This window comes from Bacillus cereus (genome assembly GCF_002577405.1).
In the GTDB taxonomy this organism is placed as follows: Bacteria; Bacillota; Bacilli; order Bacillales; family Bacillaceae_G; genus Bacillus_A; species Bacillus_A cereus_AU.
Genome location: NZ_NULR01000006.1, coordinates 25,767 through 47,559, shown reverse-complemented (window position 1 = coordinate 47,559; position 21,793 = coordinate 25,767). Strand labels below are relative to the sequence as shown.

Sequence of the window (21,793 nt, the reverse complement as noted above, 5' to 3'; positions counted from 1 at the left end):
CTTAATATGGCGGGATAAATACATATACGAAAAGAGGAATAACGTATGCGATATATTACAGCTGGTGAATCTCATGGTCCACAACTTACAACGATTTTAGAAGGTGTTCCAGCAGGACTGCCTATAGTAGCGGATGATATAAATGAAGAGTTAGCTAGAAGGCAAAAGGGATATGGGCGTGGTAGACGCATGCAAATTGAAACAGATCAAGTGCAAATTGTAAGTGGTGTTAGACACGGAGAAACATTAGGTTCTCCCATTGCACTTGTTGTTGAAAATCGTGATTTTGCACATTGGACAAAAATTATGGGCGCAGAGCCTTTAACGGAGCAAGAAGAAAAAGAAATGAAAAGGAAAGTGACAAAACCAAGGCCTGGACATGCTGATTTAAATGGTGCGATTAAATATGGTCATAGAGATATGAGAAATGTACTTGAACGCTCTTCGGCACGTGAAACGACAGTACGTGTTGCTGCTGGTGCAGTTGCTAAAAAAGTTTTAGCGGAACTTGGTATTAAAGTGGCAGGACATGTAATTGAGATTGGTGGTGTACAAGCTAAGCAGATTACTTATAGTTCAATTGAAGAATTAAAAAGTATAACAGAAGAATCACCTGTACGTTGCTTAGATGAAGAAGCTGGTAAACAAATGATGCGAGCAATTGATGATGCAAAAGCAAATGGTGATTCAATTGGCGGAATCGTTGAAGTAGTTGTAGAGGGAATGCCAATCGGAGTAGGTAGCTATGTACATTATGATCGAAAACTGGATGCAAAATTAGCAGCTGCAATTATGAGTATTAATGCTTTTAAAGGTGTGGAGATTGGAATTGGTTTTGAAGCAGCACATAGACCAGGAAGTGAAGTTCATGATGAAATTCTATGGAATGAGGAACATGGCTATACAAGAAGAACGAACAATGCAGGTGGATTAGAAGGTGGCATGACGACTGGAATGCCAATTGTTGTGCGTGGTGTGATGAAACCGATACCTACATTATACAAACCGCTTCAAAGTGTGGATATTGATACGAAAGAAGCTTTTACAGCGAGTATTGAGCGTTCAGATAGTTGTGCAGTACCAGCAGCTAGCGTTGTGGCTGAAGCTGTTGTGGCTTGGGAGCTCGCGACAGCTTTAATTGAACAATTTGGATTAGATCGTATCGATCTTATACGTGAAAATATTGAGAAACATAATGAATATGCGAGGGGATTTTAATGGAAAACATACATATTCAAACGAAATCAAAAGAATATGATGTACATGTTGGGAAAGAGGCATTATCACATTTGACAACGATTGTTCAAAATATGCAACCGGCTGTATCTAACGTAATGATCATCTCAGATGAAGCTGTTGCTTCTTTACATTTACAGACAGTTGTTAATGCATTACAAGTGGAACAAAAGGTATTTTCATTCGTTGTACCGAGTGGTGAAAAAGAGAAGTCTTTTGAAAATTTCTATGCGGCTCATACGTCGGCTCTTGAAAATAAATTAGATAGAAATTCTTTAATTATCGCACTTGGAGGCGGAATGATTGGGGACTTGGCTGGTTTTGTTGCTGCGTCGTTTATGCGTGGTATTCGCTTTGTTCAAGTTCCAACAACTTTATTAGCCCACGATAGCGCAGTAGGCGGGAAAGTAGCAATTAATCACCCGTTAGGAAAAAATATGATTGGAGCGTTTCATCAACCAGAAGCTGTTGTATATCATACGCCATTTTTACATTCACTTCCTGAGAAAGAGTGGCGATCAGGTTATGCAGAAGTAATCAAGCATGCTCTTATTGGTAATGTAGAGCTGTATCATTGGTTAAAAGAAGAAGTGCAAACATTAACAGATCTTCGTGATGAAAAATTAATTCACATATTAACGAAGGCGATTCCTGTAAAAGCAAATATTGTATCGCAAGATGAAACAGAAAAAGGTGTACGTGCCCATTTGAACTTTGGACATACGTTAGGACATGCTCTTGAAAAAGAGATTGGGTATGGAAATATTACTCACGGTGACGGAGTAGCTGTTGGCATGTTATTCGCTATATTTTTAAGTGAACAAGTATACAAGATTGATCTTGCCTATGAAGAGATGAAGCAGTGGTTCTTGAAGTACGGCTATCCAAAAATGCCAAGTGATTTGAATGTAGAGCGCCTTGTTCAATTGATGAAACAAGATAAGAAAGCAAATGCAGGAACAATTCATATGGTGCTTATGCAGGAATATGGGGTAGTGAATGTCGTATCTATTCCTGATGAGACTGTTCATATTGCGTTAGAGGCATTTCAAAAGGATATGGTTTAAAAATATAGGGAACAGCTATGAATTGCTTATGTAGAGGTGTTTTCGTAATAGTGACGGTTATGATAAAAGATTACAGTAAGAGATTATAATCTCTTACTGTAATCGAATTCAATAAAATGACTGGGGGAAGAAAAATGAAAGTGAAAGAGCAATTGTTAACTTTGAGAGCATATGTACCTGGGAAAAATATTGAAGAAGTAAAAAGGGAATACGGATTATCAAAAATTGTAAAATTAGCATCGAACGAAAATCCATTTGGCTGCTCAGCGCGTGTGACAGAAGCATTAACGTCGTTAGCGAGCCAATATGCTCTTTATCCGGATGGATATGCCTTCGAGATTCGGACAAAAGTAGCAGATCATTTAGGTGTAAAAGCGGAACAACTGTTATTTGGTAGTGGATTAGATGAAGTCATTCAAATGATTAGCCGCGCATTACTACATGAAGGAACAAATGTTGTAATGGCGAATCCTACGTTCTCGCAATACCATCACCATGCTGTCATTGAAGGAGCAGAAATTCGTGAAGTGCCACTTAAAGAGGGTATTCACGATTTAGATGCAATGCTACAGCAAGTAGATGACAAAACGAAGATTGTATGGATTTGTAATCCGAATAACCCGACAGGTACATATGTAGAGAAACAAAAGTTACTTTCATTTTTAGAATCAGTTCCTAAGTCAGCACTCGTTATTATGGATGAAGCATATTATGAATATGTGGGAGCGGAAGACTATCCGCAAACATTACCACTTCTTGAAAAGTATGAAAATCTTATGGTTTTACGTACGTTTTCAAAAGCATATGGCTTAGCTGCTTTTCGTATCGGATACGCGGTTGGTAATGCGAAGTTAATTGGGCAACTAGAAGTAGCAAGGTTACCATTCAATACATCGACTGTCGCGCAATCTGTAGCAATAGCTGCATTAGAAGATCAAAAGTTTCTAGAAGAATGTGTGCAGAAGAATACTGAAGGTTTAAATCAATACTATGCATTTTGTAAGGAATATAACGTATTCTATTATCCATCTCAAACAAATTTCATTTTCTTAAAACTTGGTATTCCTGGTAATGAAGCTTTCGAGCGATTAATGAAAAAAGGATACATTGTTCGTTCTGGTGCTGCATTTGGCATACATGACGGTATTCGTATTACAGTCGGTTTAAAAGAAGAGAATGATGAAATTATAGAATTACTGAAAGAGCTTGTAAATGAGAAGGTAAAGAAAGAGGAAACATATTCTTAAGAAATTGTGAAGGCTCCTATTATAGGAGCCTTTTTTATTTAAGGTAACGAGGCTCCACTTTTTAACAAAGATTGAAGTGTGCTAGTCAGGTTGGCTTTATATAACTTAATAATCAACGAGAGAAGTTATTTGCACGGTAATGAAAGAAAACGGTACAATAGAAAGTAGGGATGCGGTATCGGTGTCATATGAGAACCTTTGGAACAACGAGCCGTGCTATAAGAGAAAGTACAAGAAGAAGTATGCTCATTCTAAAGGTTGCGTTCTTACAGTGAGTTGCTTATGATAAATGAACAGAAGAGAATATTTTTTAGAATTAAAGGAGACGTTTATGCAAAAGTTTGAACAAGCTGTTTCATATATTGAAAATGGAGAAGCGGAAAAAGGGTTACAATTATTAAAAGAACAATTACAAATTGCGAATGATGAAGAGAAGTATGATATTGCTCGCTATTACCATACACTTGGATTTATGGATGAGGCGCTAGCAATTACTGAAGACTTACGTTTACTGTATCCAGAAGAAAGTGAATTTACGGTATTTTTAGCAGAATTATATATTGATCTAGACAAAGAGGATGAAGCGATTGAAGTGCTTCATGATATTCCAGAAAATGATGATTTATATGTTCAATCGTTATTACTTGTTGCAGATTTATTCCAAATGCAAGGCTTTGATGATGTAGCGGAGCAAAAACTATTAAAGGCGAAAGAAATGATGCCTGACGAACCTGTTATTACGTTTGGATTAGCAGAATTATATAGTAGTAAAGGTGAAGAACAAAAGGCAATTACTTATTATGAGTCGCTATTAGCAGAACATAAAGTAATGGGTGGTGTTGTCATTGCGTTGCGCCTTGCGGAAACGTTAAGTGCGATTGGAAACTGGGAAGAGGCAATCTCTTACTATGAAGCAGGCTTAGAGGAGCAAAAAGATATTCATTCATTATTTGGATATGCCTTCACACTATACCAAGGAGAAGAATATCAAAGAGCAATTGGTGCTTGGCAAGAATTAAAAGAATTAGACCCTGAGTATGCATCATTGTACATGTATTTAGCGAAAAGCTATGAAAAAGAAGGAATGCTTCAAGAAAGCTATGAAACACTTCATGAAGGAATTAAAGTAGATGAGCTTTCTGTTCCGTTTTATGTAGAATTAGCTAACATTGCAGCAAAATTAGGGAAAGTAGCGGAAGCAGAAGAAGTGCTTCAAAAAGCGCTTGAGTTAGATCCAGGACATTTAGGTGCAACATTGAAATATGCTTATATTTTAAAAGAGCAAGAAAAGTATGAAGAGTTAATTGCAGTTGTAGAGCGTGCAATTGATAGCGGAGAGCCAGATACACAACTACTTTGGGATCTTGCGTTTGCAAAAAAACAATTAGAAATGTATTCGGATGCATTAAAACACTATGAAAGTGCATATACTTCTTTTAAGAATCATCCAGACTTCTTGGAAGAGTACGGTTATTTCTTATTGGAAGAAGGAATGCGAAAAGAGGCGAAAGAAGTATTTACTCAGTTGATACAACTAGACCCGACACAAATTCATATTGAAGAGTTATTATATAATTTATAGGATTTTTCATAAGTTGGAAGGAAACTGAATGCCGCTTCTTGAATCTAAAAAGAAAAGAGAAAGACAGAGGAGGGACTTAATTGCTATGAATACCCCTGTTTCTGTAAACGAGAAGAAGGATTTTGTAAAATGGTTTTTGAATAATTACCAACTGAAACAGCGTGAATGTGTATGGATTTTGAATTATTTAATGAGTCACGACCAATTAATGCATAAAGTCCACTTCGTAGAGCATGCAAAATATTGTCCGCGTGGCTTAGTGATGTCAGCGAATTGTGTGAAAGATACACCGTTTCACTTTTTTAAACAAAATGTTATGACAACAGATGCTGAAAAATCGTTTCATGATATTCGTTTAAATCGAGATGAAGATATTTATATTCAACTCAACTTTAAATCATCGTTCCAAAATGCAAATTATGTAGCTGTATTAGAAGAAAACCCATATTTACCAAAGCATATTGAAGTAAATGAAAAAGATCGTTTACTTGCAGAGAGATTTTTAGAAGAAAGTGTATTTTCATTTAGAAGAGAACGTCTTTTGAAACAAATTGATGAAGCGTTGGATAAGCAAGATAAAGAAGCGTTTCATAGGTTAACGGCGGAGTTAAAGATTTTATAGAATTTATTTGGATTATTAAATTTTTACAAATTTCAGACTTTATTAAGAAAAACTACCGATATTAGGTAGTTTTTCTTTTTTTACCCCTTTTAGTATGGTTTAATATATATAAAGTGAAAGTTCTGTTATTTTAAAATGAGGGAGGGAAGAGACTTGAAATGGATTGTAAAAGATGTGGAACAGTTTGAGCAAGCAAGAGAGTATGTCGATACAGGAGTTATACCACTTTTATCAATTTCGGCAGCAAAAGAAATGAAAATGGTTGTAGAACAAGGTGAATTTATCGAATTGTTGAGTATGGAATTGGAAAGAGAATATAAAGGAAGAGTGCTTTTATTACCTGCATTTACGTATTTAGTAGAAAGTCAAAAGAATGAAAAAGGTCGTTTGCAAGAATGGACAGATCATTTACAAAGCCAAGGTTTTAAGCACGTTGCTTACGTTACAAGTGATTTTTCATGGAAAGAAGATATGCAAGAATTACAGGGAGATTTATTTTGGTTTCCTTCATTAGCGTTAGAACAATTTAGTGATCAAGCGAAGAGAGAAGTCATTCACGCTCATATAAAAAATATAATGGTAATGTTAGAAGAAAAATGGGGAAAATAACAATAAACAGAAAGTTCTCATTATTATGAGTAGTATGATATTGACCTGTGCATGTGGGTATTATATCATGATAGTGTCCTAGTTTTTATTTTTTATATTATTTTTCACGAGGGGACAATTTCTGATAGAGGGGGGAAATTTTCGTGAGCGAGAAGGAACATCGTGTGTCAAGAAGACAGTTTTTAAATTACACACTTACAGGGGTAGGAGGCTTTATGGCAGCGGGTATTTTAATGCCGATGACGCGATTTGCGCTTGATCCGGTGTTAAGAAAAGAAGCAGGAACGGATATGGTTGCTGTTGCACAAGTGAAGGATATTACAACAGAACCGAAGCGTTTCGACTTTAAGGTGAAGCAGGTTGATGGTTGGTACAAGTCTGACGAGCCAAAATCAGCTTGGGTTCATAAAGATGAAAGCGGAGACATTGTTGCGTTCTCTCCAGTATGTAAACATTTAGGATGTACAGTGAACTGGAATTCAGACAAAGCACATCCGAATCAATTCTTTTGCCCGTGTCACGGGGGGCGTTACACAAAAGATGGGGTTAACATTAAAGGCACACCGCCCCTTGCTCCGCTTGATGTGTACGAGTCTAAAGTGAAAGATGGAACATTGTATTTAGGAAAAGCGAAGCCAAGAGGGGGTGCAAAGTAGATGCTAAATAAAATTTATGATTGGGTAGACGAGCGGTTAGATATTACACCAATATGGCGCGATATCGCTGATCATGAAGTACCTGAACATGTAAACCCGGCACATCACTTTTCTGCATTCGTTTATTGCTTTGGAGGGCTTACCTTTTTCGTTACTGTAATTCAAATTTTGTCTGGAATGTTTTTGACAATGTATTATGTGCCGGATATTAAAAATGCTTGGGAATCGGTTTATTATTTACAAAATGAAGTTGCGTACGGGCAAATTGTTCGTGGTATGCACCACTGGGGTGCTAGTCTCGTAATTGTAATGATGTTTTTACATACACTCAGAGTTTTCTTCCAAGGTGCATATAAAAAGCCTCGTGAGCTAAACTGGATTGTTGGTGTTCTTATTTTCTTTGTTATGTTAGGTCTTGGTTTTACCGGATATTTATTACCGTGGGATATGAAAGCATTATTTGCTACAAAAGTAGGGATTCAAATCGCAGAGCAAACGCCGCTCATTGGTCCTTATATAAAAACATTACTCGCTGGTCATTCCGAAATTGTTGGCGCTCAAACATTAACTCGCTTCTTTGCTATTCATGTCTTCTTCTTACCAGCAGCACTTCTAGGTTTAATGGCCTTCCACTTCATCATGATTCGCAAACAAGGTATTTCCGGTCCACTATAAGAGATTGCTAAATTAAAGGGGAAAGAACTAAAGGAGGGAGATTATGCATCGCGGCAAAGGGATGAAGTTTGTAGGAGATTCTCGGGTACCAGTAGCTCGGAAACCAAATATTCCAAAAGACTATTCTGAATACCCAGGAAAAACAGAAGCATTTTGGCCGAACTTCTTGTTAAAAGAATGGATGGTTGGTGCAGTTTTTTTAATCGGTTATTTATGTTTAACAGTGGCGCATCCGTCACCGCTTGAGAGGATGGCGGATCCTACAGATGCAGGATATATACCACTTCCAGATTGGTATTTCTTATTCTTGTATCAGTTATTAAAGTATTCTTATGCTTCAGGCTCATTTACTGTAATTGGAGCATTTATTATGCCAGGGATTGCGTTTGGAGCATTACTGTTAGCTCCATTTCTTGATCGAGGCCCAGAAAGACGCCCATTGAAGCGTCCTGTAGCAACTGGATTTATGCTGTTAGCAATTGCGTCGATTATCTTTTTAACTTGGGAATCTGTAGCACACCACGATTGGGAAGCTGCAAAAAAACAAGGAGCAATTGTAAAAACAGCACCAGTGGATAAAAATGATGACGGTTATAAACTAATGCAAAAAAATACTTGTTTAACATGTCATGGTGACAATTTACAGGGCGGGGCAGCAGCACCGGCTTTGCAAAACTTAACTTTAAAACCAGAAGAAATCGCTAAAATTGCGAAAGACGGAAAAGGCGCAATGCCTAAAGGTGTATTTAAGGGAACAGATGAAGAAGTGAAAAAACTTTCAGAATTTATCGCAAAGTATAATAAGAAGTAAGAGAGAGCTGACTACAAAATTTGTAGTCAGCTTTTTATTTTGATGATAGAAAGTTTACTATATAATAGAGTAGAGTTCGATGAAAGAATGACTTTGTTTGAAAGGTGTTGGACAGACAGCTTGGTTTACTTGTATGCAATGTTAAGGCAACGTTCGGTACTATTATTTTTATTGATTGTTAACATATTAGGTACAATTTACGGATTTATATGGTATGGAAATCAATTAAAAGAAACTTCACCTATATTTTGGCCGTTTGTACCAGATAGCCCTATGGCGAGTCTCTTTTTTGTTTTTGTTTTAATTGGTTTCTTAATAAAGAGAAACTGGGGATTAATAGAGGCTCTGGCAATTGTTACTTTAATAAAATATGGTATATGGGCTGTTGTTGTAAATGGGGTTTTGATTTATGTAAAAGGTCCTATTGGTCTTATGGGGTACATGTTAATGCTGTCGCATTTTGCAATGGCTGTGCAGGGAGTGTTATATGCTCCGTTTTACCGCATAAAAAAATGGCATTTTGTAGTAGCAGGTATATGGACATTACATAATGATGTAATTGATTATTTATTTTGGCAAATGCCGAGATACGGAATTATGCATTTGTTTGCAGAGAAAATTGGTTATTTTACGTTTTGGCTAAGTATTGCTGTATTGTGCATTACATATTATTATTGCTTACGTGAGAACCGAAAACAGTTTTCTTTATGATGTTGAGGACATTTAGGGGGAGAAAATGAAGAAAAATAAGAGTGGCACAAAAATATTGGATCGATTAATCACTTTAGTTGTTTCATATAGCATAGCATTTTCTATTTTTGCACTCGCAACGATGGCGGTTGTATACGGGAAATGGCTGTATTATTTTGAAATTGATTTTTTAAACATCCCAGATTTAGCGGATATGACGAAGGATGAAATTAAGAGAAATTATGATGTGCTGATTACATATTTATCTCCGTTTTATGACGGAGCATTACAGTTTCCTACATTAGATATGTCTACAAATGGTCGTATTCATTTTGTAGATGTTAAAAATATTTTAGTGAAGATTCAATATGTGATGTATGCGACAATTATGATCGTAGTAATAGGCGGCGTGTATTTATTAAAAAGAAAAAATGAAAAATTTTTACTGCACGGATCGATTTTAACAATCATATTTCCGATAGCACTGATGTTACCAATCGCTATTAATTTTGAAAAGAGTTTTGTATTATTCCATAAGCTTTTATTTAGTAATGATTATTGGATGTTTGATATTGAAACGGATCCGATTATATTAATGTTACCAGAAGAATTCTTTATGCATGCTGCGTGTGCTATTTTATTATTCATTTTAAGTGGTAGTATACTTTGTTACAGTTTGTATAGATATTTCGTAAAAAAGAAAAGGGTTTCAAAGAAAAAATTCTCTGCTTAAAGAGAATTTTTTTGTTTTTAAAATGATAATATATTTTTCGGTCCAGTTCTGTTCTATTCTTGTCCAAATTAACATATTTTGTACTAGTAGTTATAGGGGGGACCGGGATGAAGAGAACATTAATTGGATTGATAGCATTTCTAATTATAATGTTTCCGTTACGTATATATGCTGAAGAGTGGAGTGAATTAACAGGATTGTTAGACGACTCGTTACAGTTAGTGAAACGTAATGAAGATGAAAAAGCAGTACAAGTATTACAGTATTTCTCGGAGCAGTTTGTAATGAAGGGGAATGAAAAGAAGCAAGAAGTAACACCAAATCAATTTAGAGTTATTTCTTTAGCTTATGACAAGGCGAAACAATCTCTCTCGGAAGAAAATTTAGGTAAGCAAGTTAAAATTGATAATGTGTTGGCACTGCAACTTGCTGTTGATGCGCAAGTATCGAAATATCAACCACTTTGGATGGAAAGAGAAGGGAAAGTAATGGAGGCCTTTTCTCAAATGGAAAAAGCGATGAAAAAAGAAGATGCTGGGCAGTTTCAACAAACGTTAAATACATTTTTAAAGGAATTTAATATTATTTACCCAAGCCTAATGATTGCTTTGCCGGAAAACGAGGTGCAACGTGTAAATGCTCATTTATCTTATTTGGACGAATTTCGTAACGTTATGTTAAAAACGAAAGGCGGTCAAATGCAATTAGGAATCATTAAAGGGGATTTACAAAAGATATTTCACACAGTAAAAAAGGATGAAATTGCTCCCTCTCTCATTTGGTTTATGACAATTACTGGAGGGCTTATTTTATTCACATTAACTTATGTTGGATGGAGAAAGTATAAAGGAGAGCGAGAGAAAAGAAAAAGTAATGTCCATTCTAAAAATAGATAATGCAGATAAATAAAGATACGGATTGTAAGGTTTATTCATTGACAATAATGGCAGAAGAAAATAGAATGAGAAGTACTATAATTAAAACTTCAATGGAGGTTCATGATGTTTTATTTAATTTACTTCGCGATCATAATGATCATACCGTTGTATGCACAGTCAAGAGTACGTAGTGCCTATAGCAAGTATTCACAAGTTTATTCAACATCAGGTATGACAGGAGCGGAAGTGGCTCGCAAAATTTTAGATGAAAATGGATTATACAACGTAGCTGTGGAAGAAACACCAGGTCACTTATCAGACCATTATGATCCAACTGCCAAAACGGTTCGATTATCAACAGATAACTATTATGGTCATTCAGTTGCTGGTACAGCAGTTGCAGCACACGAAGTAGGACACGCAATTCAAGATGCACAAGATTATAACTTTATGCGTATCCGTCATTCGTTAGTTCCAGTGGCGAATTTTGGATCGAATATATCATGGGTATTTATTATGATTGGTATATTTGCGACAATGTCAAAACTATTGTTATTAGGAATTGTTTTAATGGCAGCAGGTGTTGTGTTCCAACTCGTTACATTACCAGTTGAGTTCGATGCTTCAAAGCGTGCAATGCAACAAATTGAAGCGTTAGGTATCGTATCAACAGATGAATATGGCCAAGCTCGTAAAGTATTAAATGCAGCAGCATTAACATATGTAGCAGCTGCAGCTGTAGCGGTATTTGAATTATTACGTCTCGTATTAATGTATACTGGTATGCAGCGTAGCGACGACTAAAGACTATCAATTATGATAGTCTTTTTTTGTTTTGTAGATTAAATCTTATAACGTGTTACAAATGGAAATAATAGAAGTGATGAGGAAAGGTGGTGGGTGAAATTAAATATCCAGATCATTTAGTAAAACAAGTGAAGGAGCGTAGCGCTTCTTATCAGTTAGAAGGTTTTTTAAGTGGACGAGGTCCTGAAAATCCAAAATTTATGTTGCTAGGAGAAGCGCCTGGTGAAACAGAAATTCATAATGGGATTCCGTTTAGCGGGAGAGCGGGAAAACAATTGATGGTTTTTTTAGAACGGATTGACGTTACAAGGGAAGAAGTATATATTACGAGCGCTGTTCGGAGTAGGCCTTATAAATGGCGAGAGAAAAAAGAACGAGATGGTGAAATCATACAGAAAAAGTATAATAGGACGCCAAACCAAGGAGAAATAATTGCCCATGCCCCTTTGTTAGATTATGAATTAGAGAAAATAAACCCGAAGCTTATCGTCACACTTGGTAATATTGCATTACAGCGTTTAGTTGGTAAAAATAATAAAATTACGGATGTTCATGGAAAATTGTTAAAGCAACCAGTGCAACAACTGAAAGATAGTAGTGGTACAGAATTTATATGGACAGAAAAAGAATATTCTATTTTTCCGACCTTTCATCCAGCTTCAATTTTTTATAACCGGAGTTTATTGGAGTTGATTTATGAGGATTTAGAGAAACTGAAGCAACATATATCAATAAAAAACTAGAAAAGCTAAGCAGCTTTTCTAGTCATATTAATTATGTAACGGGTTTTTATTTTCATCTAATGTAAATCCTTCGCCGACGACATCATGTACATCACTTACAGCAACAAAGGCATGGGGATCTACAGAAGTAATAATATTTTTTAATTTCACGATTTCATTTTTAGCAACAACGCAATATAATACGTTCCGTTCCACTTTTGTATACGATCCAACAGCTTTTAAAAAGGTTGCTCCGCGTTCCATGTCGGATAAAATTTTTGAAGCAATTTCATCGTTTTTATCCGAAATAATAGTCGCTCCTTTCGCTGCATAAGCTCCTTCTTGCATAAAATCAATAACTTTAGCTCCGATAAAAACAGCAACTAACGTGTACATGCCTTCGCGATATGATAAGTATGTAAGAATAGAGACGACAATAACGACGGCATCAAACATAAACATCGTTTTTCCCATACTCCATCCAAAATATTTGTGAGCTAGCCTTGCAATAATATCAACACCGCCAGTAGTACCGCCGTATTTAAATATAATTCCAAGCCCGATACCGATAAATGCCCCAGCGAATAAAGCAGCCAGTGTCATATCATTTTGTAAGTTTAAATGTAAGTTGAGTACTTCGTAGCGCTGGAAAATCCATAGGAATAAAGATACGCTAAATGTACCTATTAAAGTGTACAAAAATGTCGTTCGGCCGAGTAACTTCCAACCGATGAAAAATATGGGAATATTTAAAATTAAGTTTGTGTAGGAAGGGTCAAGCGAAAATAGAAAATATAATAATAGCGTAATACCGGTAAAGCCACCCTCTGCAAGGTGGTTTTCAATATTGATATTTACAATACCGAAAGAGAAAATAGCGGAACCAATTAAAATGAAAATGATATTTCGAATTTTCAAGTTTGCTTTCATATAGAAATCCCCCTAATTATGTAGATTGCATTGCTCCGCTGAAACGGTAAAACATAATGGTAAGTAATTTCTGGTTGCTAGTGAAAATAGTAAAAGCTGTAGAACCCTGATTGGTTCAGGCTAATCTTTTGTAAAACCGGCAAAAGAAGTTTCACTTTACCCCGTTCCAACGGCTGGTAGGAGATAAAGCCCTGAAGAAAGGCGAACCAGCCGTAAGAACCCGATTGGTGTGGGCTGATCTTTTGCAAAAAGCGCAAAAGAAAGTTTCACTTTATTATAGTCTATCCAAAAAAGGGGCGCAAATAGGTGATTGGCGGGGAATAATATTTGTCAAATCGCGATGAATTGGCTAACATGAAAGAGGAAGGATTAGAGGTGAATTATATGGAAGCAAAAACGATGAAAGATATGCAGAAAGAAGTAGATGCATATATTGGTCAGTTTAAAGAAGGTTATTTCAGCCCGCTTGCAATGATGGCTCGTTTAACGGAAGAAATGGGAGAACTTGCGAGGGAAGTAAACCATTATTATGGTGAGAAACCAAAGAAAACAACTGAAAAAGAACGCAGTATTGAAGAAGAGCTTGGAGATGTATTATTTGTTATGATTTGTATGGCAAATAGTTTAAATATTGATTTAGAAACAGCGCATAACATTGTAATGAATAAATTTAATACACGCGATAAAGATCGCTGGACACGTATTGATGAGGGAGAGAAAGAATAATGAAAGAAATTAAAGTAATTATCGCTGGACCAAGAGGACGTATGGGACATGAAGCAGTCCTTCTTATGGAAAGAACAGAACATTTCAATTTAGTAGCAGCAGTAGACTATAAGCATGGTGGAGAAAAGATTTCGGATTTACCTGGTATGCCGATGTTAGACACACCAGTTTACGCAGATTTACATACTTGTTTAGATGAAGTAGAGGCAGATGTATTATTAGATTTAACAACACCAGAAGTTGGAAAGAAACATGTGACACTTGCAGTTGAACGTGGACTTCGATCTGTTATTGGTACAACTGGATTTACTGAAGAAGAACTAAAGCAATTAACAGAAAATGCAAAAGAAAAAGAAGTTGGAACAATTATTGCTCCAAACTTTGCAATTGGTGCAGTTCTAATGATGAAATTCTCACAAATGGCAGCGAAGTACTTCCAAGATGTTGAAGTAATTGAATTACACCATGATCAAAAATTAGACGCGCCATCTGGTACGGCTGTAAAAACAGTAGAATTAATCCGTCAAAATCGTGTGCCAAAAGAGCAAGGACACCCTAATGAAACGGAACAATTAGAAGGAGCACGTGGTGCGAATGTAGACGGTATTCACATTCATAGTGTACGTTTACCAGGCCTTATTGCGCACCAAGAAGTAATGTTTGGCGGGGATGGACAAATGTTAACAGTTCGTCATGATTCATTCAATCGTGCATCATTTATGTCAGGTGTAAAACTATCAATTGAGACAGTAATGGACCTCGATCATCTTGTGTATGGTTTAGAAAATATTATCGACTAAAGGGGAAACAACGGATGAAAATTGCCTTAATTGCACATGACAATAAGAAAAACGATATGGTTTCGTTTGCATACGCATATAAACCAATTTTTGAAAAACATGAATTATTTGCAACCGGAACGACAGGACTTCGTATTATGGAAGCGACTGGTCTAGTTGTAACAAGATATCAATCAGGTCCTCTTGGAGGCGATCAAGAAATTGGTGCAATGATTGCAAAAAATGATATGGATATGGTGATTTTCTTCCGCGATCCACTAACAGCACAACCACATGAACCAGATGTGAATGCGTTGCTTCGTTTGTGTGATGTATATGCGATTCCACTTGCAACGAATATGGCAAGTGCTGAAATGTTAATGCACGCGTTAGAGCGAGGAGATTTAGATTACCGCAAGTTAAGAAAATGAGGGGAACAATTATGAGTGGATTACATATATTAGCGTTTGGTGCTCATGCTGATGATGTCGAAATCGGCATGGCGGGTACCATCGCTAAATATACGAAGCAAGGGTATGAAGTAGGTATTTGTGATTTAACAGAAGCTGATCTTTCTTCAAATGGAACGATAGAGTTGAGAAAAGAAGAAGCGATGGCTGCAGCTCGTATAATGGGAGTAAAGACGAGACTGAATTTAGCGATGCCGGACCGTGGTTTGTATATGAAAGAAGAATATATACGTGAAATTGTAAAGGTGATCCGTACATATAAACCAAAACTAGTTTTTGCACCGTATTATGAAGATCGCCATCCGGATCATGCGAATTGTGCAAGGCTTGTGGAAGAGGCCATTTTTTCAGCGGGAATCCGTAAATATATGCCAGAGTTTCCACCGCATCGTGTAGAGTCTTTTTATAATTATATGATTAATGGTTTTCATAAACCGAATTTTTGTATAGATATTAGTGAGTACCTTTCTAAAAAAGTCGAAGCGTTAGAAGCGTATGAAAGTCAGTTTTCAACAGGGAGTGATGGTGTTAAGACGCCGTTAACAGAAGGGTACGTTGAAACTGTGGTCGCTCGTGAAAAGATGTTTGGGAAAGAAGTTGGAGTAATGTATGCCGAAGGATTTATGAGTAAGAAACCGGTCTTATTACATGCTGATTTAATAGGGGGATGTAAATGAAATTGAAAATAGGTATTACATGTTATCCTTCTGTAGGTGGTTCTGGAGTTGTTGGAACAGAGTTAGGAAAGCAATTGGCGGAACGCGGGCATGAAATTCATTTTATTACATCGGGTTTACCATTCCGGTTAAATAAAGTGTATCCAAACATTTATTTTCATGAAGTGACGGTAAATCAATACTCTGTATTTCAATATCCACCATACGATTTAGCGTTAGCGAGTAAAATGGCAGAGGTTGCACAAAGAGAAAACCTTGATATTTTACATGTTCATTACGCAATACCACATGCAATTTGTGCTTATTTAGCGAAACAAATGATTGGGGAGCGTATTAAAATTGTTACAACCTTGCATGGAACAGATATTACTGTGCTAGGTTCCGACCCTTCGTTAAATAATTTAATTCGCTTTGGTATTGAGCAGTCTGATGTTGTTACGGCTGTCTCGCATTCATTAATTAACGAAACGCATGAGCTTGTAAAACCAAATAAAGAAATTCAAACGGTATATAACTTTATAGACGAACGTGTATATTTCAAGCGTGATATGTCCCAATTAAAGAAAGAATACGGTATAAGTGAGAGTGAAAAGATACTTATTCACATTTCAAATTTCCGTAAAGTGAAACGTGTACAGGATGTTGTGCAGGCGTTTGCTAAAGTTGTTAAAGAAGTAGATGCGAAGTTGCTTCTTGTTGGGGACGGACCAGAATTTTGTACGATCTTACAGTTAGTGAAAAATTTACATATTGAAGATCGCGTCTTATTCCTAGGAAAACAAGATAATGTTGCAGAGTTACTTGCGATGAGTGATCTCATGTTGCTTCTATCAGAGAAGGAAAGTTTTGGTCTTGTTTTATTAGAAGCGATGGCGTGTGGTGTACCTTGTATCGGAACAAGGGTTGGAGGTATTCCAGAGGTCATTCAACATGGTGAAACAGGCTATTTATGTGAATTTGGCGATACAACAGGAGTGGCAAATCAAGCCATTCAGCTATTAAAGGATGAGGAACTTCACCGTAATATGGGGGAGCGAGCAAGAGAAAGTGTTTACGAGCAGTTCCGCTCAGAAAAAATCGTCTCACAATATGAAACGATTTACTATGACGTACTAAGGGATGACAAAAATGGAAAGATTTAAAAAAGCTAGTTCTATTATTGAGACATTAAAACAACAAGGACATGAAGCTTACTTTGTTGGCGGGAGCGTACGAGATCTTATTATCGATAGGCCGATTGGAGATATTGATATCGCGACATCTGCTTTACCAGAAGAAGTCATGGGAATATTTCCAAGGCATGTTCCTGTTGGTCTTGAGCATGGAACTGTAATTGTTGTAGAAAATGGTGAACCTTATGAGGTAACCACTTTTCGAACAGAAAGCGAATATGAAGATTTTCGAAGACCTAGTAGTGTTCAATTTGTTCGTTCATTAGAAGAAGATTTAAAGCGGCGTGATTTTACAATGAATGCGATTGCCATGACAGAAGAAGGCGAAATGGTTGATTTATTTGCTGGGCAGGAAGCGATTCAAAAGAGAGAAATTGTAACAGTTGGAAATGCAGCTGATCGCTTTCAAGAAGATGCCTTACGAATGATGCGCGGTATTCGATTTGTAAGTACGTTAGGATTTTCTTTAGAAACAAAAACGAAGCAAGCGATTGAAACGTATGGACATTTGCTGGAACATATAGCAATTGAGCGAATTACAGTGGAGTTTGAGAAACTGTTAACGGGTACATATTGTGTGAAGGGCCTCCAAGAGTTAGTAGAGACGAAGCTATTTTCTCATTTACCATATTTACAAATGTCAGAAGAGAGACTGTTAAAAGCTACGCAGTATAAATGGGATTCTTTTGAAACGGATATTGAGGCATGGGCATTTTTCTTATATTGTATCGGAGAAGAGCATCCATCTGTCTTTTTACGTCAATGGAAGTTTTCGAATAAAAAAATAAAAGATATTGTTGCAGTTTTATTAACAATCCGTACTAGAAAGGAGAAGGAGTGGGATACAGTCCTTCTTTATAAAACGGGAATTCATATTGCTGAAATGGCAGAGAGAGTATATGAAGCGATGATTGAAAGCTATGATCGTACATCTGTTAAACGAGTACAAACAATGTTTCGTGCATTGCCAATCAAGGGTCGTCAAGAAATGAATGTGACTGGGAATGATCTATTAAGCTGGGCAAATAAAAAGCCTGGTCCGTGGGTTGCTGAAATGATTCAAAAAATTGAAGAAGCAATCGTACAAGGAAATGTAGTTAATGAGAAAGAGAGTATAAGGGAGTGGCTGCAAGGATGCAATCTACTATAAGAAAACAGTTATTGCAAGTTTTTTCTGAAGCGGATGGAGAGTTTGTATCTGGCCAAACGATTAGTGATAAGCTTGGTTGTTCAAGAACCGCTGTATGGAAACATATGGAGGATCTTCGAAATGAAGGGTATGAACTTGAAGCTGTGCGTCGATTAGGTTATCGAATTGCGAGTAAGCCAGATAAAGTGACTGCTAATGAAATTCAGTTAGGGCTACAAACGAAGCGAATTGGTAGAACAGTGTATTTTGAAGAAACTGTTGAATCTACGCAGCATATTGCGGCAAAACTTGCTTATGAAGGTGCAGAAGAAGGAACGATTGTTGTGGCAGAAGAACAAACAGCGGGAAGAGGTCGTTTAAGCAGAAAATGGTATTCACCAAAAGGAACAGGAATTTGGATGAGTATTATTTTACGTCCATCGATCCCGGTTCATCATGCACCGCAGCTTACTTTGTTAGCGGCTGTTAGTGTTGCGCAAGCAATCGAAAAATGTACAGGTGTAAACGTAGGAATAAAATGGCCGAATGATATATTAATTGAAGGTAAAAAGGCTGTAGGTATATTAACAGAAATGCAAGCGGATCCTGATAAAATTAATGCTGTCATTATGGGCATTGGTATTAATGCGAATCAAAAGCAAGAACATTTTGACGAAGAAATTCAGCACATTGCTACTTCATTAGCGATTGAATCAGGTAAGCCGATTGTTCGTGCAGAGCTTATGCAACAAATCTATTTACAACTAGAAAAACTATACGAAGAGTATTTACAAAATGGTTTCTCTGTAATTAAAATTCTTTGGGAAAGTTACGCTGTAAGCATCGGAAAAGAAATTACCGCCCGAACGATGAGAGAGACGATTACGGGGGTAGCAAAAGGAATTACAGAGGATGGTGTATTACTTCTGGAGGATCATGAAGGGAAAGTACATCATATTCATTCTGCAGATATCGAAATTAAGTAAAAAGAAGTTCCTCTTTTGGAACTTCTTTTTATTTCAATATTTTTAAGTTGAATTCGTAAATTGATAATAAATTTTATTATCGTCTGTCTAGCTGGCCTTGCATGTTATTTGACGATTACTTTTCCCTCCATTCCTTTAAGGAGGTGGTACCGACATATTAATTCATATGTACCAGTATTTTTAGGTTTCACAGTAATATTTTTTTCTTTTCCTGACTCGACTACGACGTCAATGCCGAGTTTTTTCACTGTAAAGGTGTGCTCGTGTTTACCTTTATTTTTCAATAGTAATGTTGTTGATTCTTCAATCGGAATCGTGATGACATTTGGATTAAAGTAATCATCGTTTAGCTCGACTTCAATCACTTTCGTTGAATCAGTAGGTTGTGTTACGACGTTAACTGAGGCAAATGCATGGAAGGAGCTAAAAGTTATTATCCCTATAATCATCACAAGCAAACAGATGAATCGAAATAACCATTTGTTCATAGACATTCGCAATTCTCCTTTTGTAAGTATGTTTCCTCAATTAACCTGCATCATTATTGAAAGAGTTATACTATGCATGTAAACAAACTATTTATCTTTTTATAATTTGAGTTATTTATGGAAATTTCACATACCGTAATAGGGATAAAAATTATTTTTTCAAAAAAATGTAGTAATTTCTTTTTGTAATTTGCTATAATTAGTTCGAATATGGGCAGTATCGGAGCGAACTGCACCATAATTCGAAGCAATACGAAAAAATAATAACTTGGATTCTGCCTTGATCCAATAACGGACTGGGACAGAGGGATGAATAATGCCGACTAACACACAACCCTTCTGCCCTTTTATGGCCAGAGGGGTTTTTTATATGATTTCGGCCATCTCCTCTCTCCTGCATAAAGGAGGAGTAGTTTTTGAAAACAAAAACAGACTTTTTGAAGATGAAAGAGCAAGGTGAGCCGATTACAATGCTAACGGCGTATGATTATCCATCTGCTAAATTAGCAGAAGAAGCTAAGGTCGATATGATTTTAGTTGGTGATTCTCTAGGAATGGTTGTACTTGGATATGATTCAACAGTTCCAGTAACAGTAGAGGATATGATTCATCATACGAAAGCTGTACGCCGCGGAGCGAAAGAGACGTTTATTGTAACTGATATGCCATTTATGTCTTATCACGTCTCATTAGAAGATACGATGGTTAATGCACGTCGTATTGTTCAAGAGAGTGGGGCACATGCATTAAAGGTAGAAGGTGCTGGAGAAGTTATATCAACGATTTACTACTTAACAAATGCGGGAATTCCTGTTGTGGCGCATTTAGGTTTAACTCCTCAATCTGTAGGAGTGCTAGGTGGGTATAAAGTACAAGGGAAAGATGCTGAAAGCGCAAAAAAATTAATAGAAGATGCAAAGAAATGTGAGGAAGCTGGTGCGATAGCACTTGTGTTAGAGTGTGTGCCAATGCAATTAGCAGAACTTATTTCAGAGCAATTAACAATTCCTACAATTGGAATTGGAGCGGGAAAAAAAGTAGATGGGCAAGTTCTTGTATACCATGATCTTATCTCGTACGGCGTAAATCGTGTTCCGAAATTTGTGAAGCAATATACGTCTGTTCAAGAGGAGATTGTGCGAGGGATTTCACAATACGTTACTGAAGTAAAGACAGGGCAATTTCCTGAAGAAAAACATTCGTTCACAATGAAAGAGGAAGAATGCTTAGCGTTATACGGAGGAAAACAATAATGAAAATCATAACTACAGTGCAAGAGATGCAACAAATTACAAACGAACTTCGTACAAGTGGAAAAAGTATCGGTTTTGTTCCAACGATGGGATATTTACATGAAGGGCATGCTACATTATTGCGTAAGGCAAGAGAAGAAAATGAAATTGTAGTTTTAAGTGTATTTGTAAACCCACTACAATTTGGACCAAATGAAGATTTAGATCGATACCCACGTGATATTGATAGAGATGAAAATGTAGCAAAAGAAAACGGTGTGGATTATTTATTTTATCCGAGTGTAGAAGAAATGTATCCGGCAGAACAAACGACAACAGTAGAAGTTGTGAAGCGTACCGACGTATTATGTGGTAAACAAAGACCTGGTCATTTTTCTGGAGTTGCGACTGTGCTAATGAAACTATTTAACATTACATTACCAACTCGTGCTTATTTCGGTATGAAAGATGCACAGCAAGTTGCTGTAATTGAAGGGTTTGTAACTGATTTTAATATTCCAGTTACAATCGTACCAGTTGATATTGTAAGGGAAGAGGATGGATTAGCGAAAAGTTCTCGTAACGTGTATTTATCACAAGAAGAACGTGAAGAGGCTCCTCATTTATACAGCAGTCTATGTATAGCGAAGGAACGAATTGAGGCAGGCGAACACAATCCAGAAATCATTATGAATCTTGTGAAAGAGCATATTGAGACGTATACGAAAGGCACTGTAGATTATGCTGATTTATATGCATATCCTTCATTGACTACAATAGATAAAATTGAAGGACGGATCATTTTAGCAATTGCAGTTAAGTTTGAAAATGTACGATTAATTGACAATATAACATTAACGGTTAAATAA

At 36.6% G+C, this 21,793-nt stretch carries 25 protein-coding genes; 23 read left to right on the top strand and 2 right to left on the bottom strand.

What is annotated here, in order from left to right:
• The first annotated feature begins 45 nt into the window (after positions 1-45).
• The 14 genes from aroC to COC96_RS08445 all read left to right on the top strand — a co-directional run bounded on the left by aroC (position 46) and on the right by COC96_RS08445 (position 12,356).
• Positions 46-1,218, top strand: coding sequence for a chorismate synthase (aroC, locus tag COC96_RS08510; RefSeq protein ID WP_097902312.1), 1,173 nt, complete (start codon positions 46-48; stop codon positions 1,216-1,218).
• A complete protein-coding gene (gene aroB, locus COC96_RS08505; protein ID WP_098267226.1) occupies positions 1,218-2,303 on the top strand; it encodes a 3-dehydroquinate synthase in 1,086 nt (361 codons plus the stop codon). Before aroC ends, aroB begins: the two co-directional genes overlap by 1 nt.
• Before the next feature lie 134 nt (positions 2,304-2,437).
• On the top strand, positions 2,438-3,550 hold the full coding sequence (gene hisC, locus COC96_RS08500) for a histidinol-phosphate transaminase (protein ID WP_098267227.1): 1,113 nt from the start codon (positions 2,438-2,440) through the stop codon (positions 3,548-3,550).
• Between the two features lie 331 nt (positions 3,551-3,881).
• Positions 3,882-5,132, top strand: a complete 1,251-nt coding sequence (locus tag COC96_RS08495; protein WP_098267228.1) for a tetratricopeptide repeat protein — start codon at positions 3,882-3,884, stop codon at positions 5,130-5,132.
• A gap of 85 nt (positions 5,133-5,217) precedes the next feature.
• Positions 5,218-5,754 (top strand): ReoY family proteolytic degradation factor, encoded by a 537-nt coding sequence (locus COC96_RS08490; protein WP_002086615.1) that lies wholly within the window; start codon positions 5,218-5,220, stop codon positions 5,752-5,754.
• A gap of 135 nt (positions 5,755-5,889) precedes the next feature.
• Positions 5,890-6,363, top strand: a complete 474-nt coding sequence (locus COC96_RS08485; protein WP_098267229.1) for a YpiF family protein — start codon at positions 5,890-5,892, stop codon at positions 6,361-6,363.
• Positions 6,364-6,506: 143 nt separating this feature from the next.
• Positions 6,507-7,019, top strand: coding sequence for a menaquinol-cytochrome c reductase iron-sulfur subunit (gene qcrA / locus COC96_RS08480; protein ID WP_001290417.1), 513 nt, complete (start codon positions 6,507-6,509; stop codon positions 7,017-7,019).
• Entirely contained in the window at positions 7,020-7,694 is a 675-nt protein-coding gene (gene qcrB / locus COC96_RS08475) for a menaquinol-cytochrome c reductase cytochrome b subunit (protein ID WP_000932700.1), read from the top strand.
• A 43-nt stretch (positions 7,695-7,737) separates the two neighbouring features.
• A complete protein-coding gene (gene qcrC / locus COC96_RS08470; RefSeq protein ID WP_097902306.1) occupies positions 7,738-8,505 on the top strand; it encodes a menaquinol-cytochrome c reductase cytochrome b/c subunit in 768 nt (255 codons plus the stop codon).
• Between the two features lie 120 nt (positions 8,506-8,625).
• Positions 8,626-9,216: a DUF1405 domain-containing protein gene (locus COC96_RS08465; RefSeq protein WP_098267230.1), complete on the top strand. Its 591-nt coding sequence runs from the start codon at positions 8,626-8,628 to the stop codon at positions 9,214-9,216.
• 25 nt (positions 9,217-9,241) lie between these two features.
• Positions 9,242-9,928 (top strand): lipoprotein intramolecular transacylase Lit, encoded by a 687-nt coding sequence (lit, locus tag COC96_RS08460; RefSeq protein ID WP_098267231.1) that lies wholly within the window; start codon positions 9,242-9,244, stop codon positions 9,926-9,928.
• Positions 9,929-10,035: 107 nt separating this feature from the next.
• The gene (gene ypjB, locus COC96_RS08455) at positions 10,036-10,824 is read left to right on the top strand and encodes a sporulation protein YpjB (RefSeq protein WP_098267232.1); all 789 of its coding nucleotides are present in this window, start codon (positions 10,036-10,038) and stop codon (positions 10,822-10,824) included.
• Between the two features lie 102 nt (positions 10,825-10,926).
• Entirely contained in the window at positions 10,927-11,610 is a 684-nt protein-coding gene (locus COC96_RS08450; RefSeq protein WP_097902302.1) for a zinc metallopeptidase, read from the top strand.
• 101 nt (positions 11,611-11,711) lie between these two features.
• Positions 11,712-12,356, top strand: coding sequence for a uracil-DNA glycosylase (locus COC96_RS08445; RefSeq protein ID WP_098267456.1), 645 nt, complete (start codon positions 11,712-11,714; stop codon positions 12,354-12,356).
• A gap of 27 nt (positions 12,357-12,383) precedes the next feature.
• Here the strand turns inward: COC96_RS08445 and COC96_RS08440 are convergent, their stop codons facing one another.
• Entirely contained in the window at positions 12,384-13,265 is an 882-nt protein-coding gene (locus COC96_RS08440) for a YitT family protein (RefSeq protein ID WP_098267233.1), read from the bottom strand.
• Positions 13,266-13,649: 384 nt separating this feature from the next.
• On the opposite strand from COC96_RS08440, the gene COC96_RS08435 reads away from it, so the two are divergent.
• From COC96_RS08435 to COC96_RS08405, 7 genes are read left to right on the top strand one after another with little or no spacing between them, the layout of a single operon-like run.
• On the top strand, positions 13,650-13,991 hold the full coding sequence (locus COC96_RS08435; protein ID WP_002108639.1) for a nucleotide pyrophosphohydrolase: 342 nt from the start codon (positions 13,650-13,652) through the stop codon (positions 13,989-13,991).
• Positions 13,991-14,791, top strand: coding sequence for a dihydrodipicolinate reductase (gene dapB, locus COC96_RS08430; protein ID WP_098267234.1), 801 nt, complete (start codon positions 13,991-13,993; stop codon positions 14,789-14,791). The genes COC96_RS08435 and dapB overlap by 1 nt, the downstream gene beginning before the upstream one ends.
• Positions 14,792-14,805: 14 nt before the next feature.
• Positions 14,806-15,201 carry a methylglyoxal synthase gene (locus COC96_RS08425; RefSeq protein ID WP_097902298.1) on the top strand — a complete coding sequence of 132 codons (396 nt, stop codon included), beginning with the start codon at positions 14,806-14,808 and terminating at the stop codon, positions 15,199-15,201.
• Positions 15,202-15,212: 11 nt separating this feature from the next.
• Positions 15,213-15,917: a bacillithiol biosynthesis deacetylase BshB1 gene (gene bshB1, locus COC96_RS08420; protein ID WP_098267235.1), complete on the top strand. Its 705-nt coding sequence runs from the start codon at positions 15,213-15,215 to the stop codon at positions 15,915-15,917.
• Positions 15,914-17,059 (top strand): N-acetyl-alpha-D-glucosaminyl L-malate synthase BshA, encoded by a 1,146-nt coding sequence (bshA, locus tag COC96_RS08415; RefSeq protein ID WP_098267236.1) that lies wholly within the window; start codon positions 15,914-15,916, stop codon positions 17,057-17,059. The genes bshB1 and bshA overlap by 4 nt, the downstream gene beginning before the upstream one ends.
• Positions 17,046-18,239, top strand: coding sequence for a CCA tRNA nucleotidyltransferase (locus tag COC96_RS08410; RefSeq protein ID WP_098267237.1), 1,194 nt, complete (start codon positions 17,046-17,048; stop codon positions 18,237-18,239). The genes bshA and COC96_RS08410 overlap by 14 nt, the downstream gene beginning before the upstream one ends.
• Positions 18,224-19,204 carry a biotin--[acetyl-CoA-carboxylase] ligase gene (locus tag COC96_RS08405; RefSeq protein WP_098267238.1) on the top strand — a complete coding sequence of 327 codons (981 nt, stop codon included), beginning with the start codon at positions 18,224-18,226 and terminating at the stop codon, positions 19,202-19,204. The genes COC96_RS08410 and COC96_RS08405 overlap by 16 nt, the downstream gene beginning before the upstream one ends.
• Before the next feature lie 104 nt (positions 19,205-19,308).
• On the opposite strand, the gene COC96_RS08400 is transcribed toward COC96_RS08405, so the two are convergent.
• Positions 19,309-19,698, bottom strand: a complete 390-nt coding sequence (locus tag COC96_RS08400; protein ID WP_098267239.1) for a cupredoxin domain-containing protein — start codon at positions 19,696-19,698, stop codon at positions 19,309-19,311.
• Positions 19,699-20,108: 410 nt separating this feature from the next.
• On the opposite strand from COC96_RS08400, the gene panB reads away from it, so the two are divergent.
• Together panB and panC are read left to right on the top strand one after the other, a co-directional pair.
• Positions 20,109-20,945 (top strand): 3-methyl-2-oxobutanoate hydroxymethyltransferase, encoded by an 837-nt coding sequence (gene panB / locus COC96_RS08390; RefSeq protein ID WP_098267240.1) that lies wholly within the window; start codon positions 20,109-20,111, stop codon positions 20,943-20,945.
• A complete protein-coding gene (gene panC / locus COC96_RS08385; RefSeq protein WP_097902291.1) occupies positions 20,945-21,793 on the top strand; it encodes a pantoate--beta-alanine ligase in 849 nt (282 codons plus the stop codon). Before panB ends, panC begins: the two co-directional genes overlap by 1 nt.